The organism is Flavobacterium flabelliforme (genome assembly GCF_017948675.1).
GTDB classification, from domain to species: Bacteria; Bacteroidota; Bacteroidia; order Flavobacteriales; family Flavobacteriaceae; genus Flavobacterium; species Flavobacterium pygoscelis.
Genome location: NZ_JAGFBU010000024.1, coordinates 1 through 861, shown reverse-complemented (window position 1 = coordinate 861; position 861 = coordinate 1). Strand labels below are relative to the sequence as shown.

The 861-nt window shown below is 27.6% G+C and carries 2 protein-coding genes; one reads left to right on the top strand and one right to left on the bottom strand.

Translation table 11 applies throughout. The annotated features are described in order from the left end of the window. Positions 1-250, top strand: a 250-nt coding sequence (locus tag J3S90_RS15700; RefSeq protein WP_210646972.1) for a hypothetical protein, incomplete at its 5' end; no start/stop codon positions are given. A 168-nt stretch (positions 251-418) separates the two neighbouring features. Here the strand turns inward: J3S90_RS15700 and J3S90_RS15695 are convergent. After that, positions 419-861 (bottom strand): hypothetical protein (locus J3S90_RS15695; protein ID WP_236023989.1); only part of this gene is annotated, 443 nt, incomplete at its 5' end.

Genomic DNA, 861 nt, shown 5'->3' with positions numbered 1-861 from the left:
CAACGTCTTGGCGCTTGGCGTGGTTGGGGACTTTATAGCAGAGTATTTTCTGCCAAAACGAAGATATGATAAAAAAACGCTAATTCCACTAAAACCCCAATCTCGCCAAACGGCTGTTAGCAGATGTTTTTTTATTTATATAGTTTTTCTGTCCTTTATGAACAAACTTAATAAAAAGAAAGTTATAAAAAACATTATTAATTGGATTAAGAAAACAGGATATAATAGATTTAATTCTGCATATCTATAACCAAAGCTCAATACCGATACAGGGAAAGTTATTAATAAACTATAAAGTGACCAATCTCCATAAAATAAATCTTTTGGATAAACTGAACAAACTGATAAAGTACCAAATCCAACGTAAGATAGTGATATTTTGAAAGCTAATTTTCGACCTTCAATGATTTTTACAAATTTATTCATCTTTCTGATTTAAGTTCATTTTCGTTTTTATTTGATAAGTAGTTTCCCAAAATATTATCGAAAGTAAAGCATTGGTAATTATTGAAGTTAAAATTCCATATGGGTCAAAACCTGGAAACAATTCTAAATTTCCAATTTTTAAAGCCAAAAATAGGCTTAATGATGCAATAAGAATTGAGCAAAATATATTTAGTAAGTTAGTCCATTTTAATATTAAAAACGAGTAAGCAATATTTATTAATGCAAATCCAAAACCTAATGTTATAAATACTTTATCAATTTTTAATATTTCGTCTAATGAGATTAAAAATGAAGTTGAAAACCAATAAATCACCAACATTATCAAATAACTAACAATTCTAATCTCCGTTTTCATTTTATAAATTACTGTTTTTCTGTTAGTTGCGTTAAAATATCTGCTAACGTCTTGGCGCT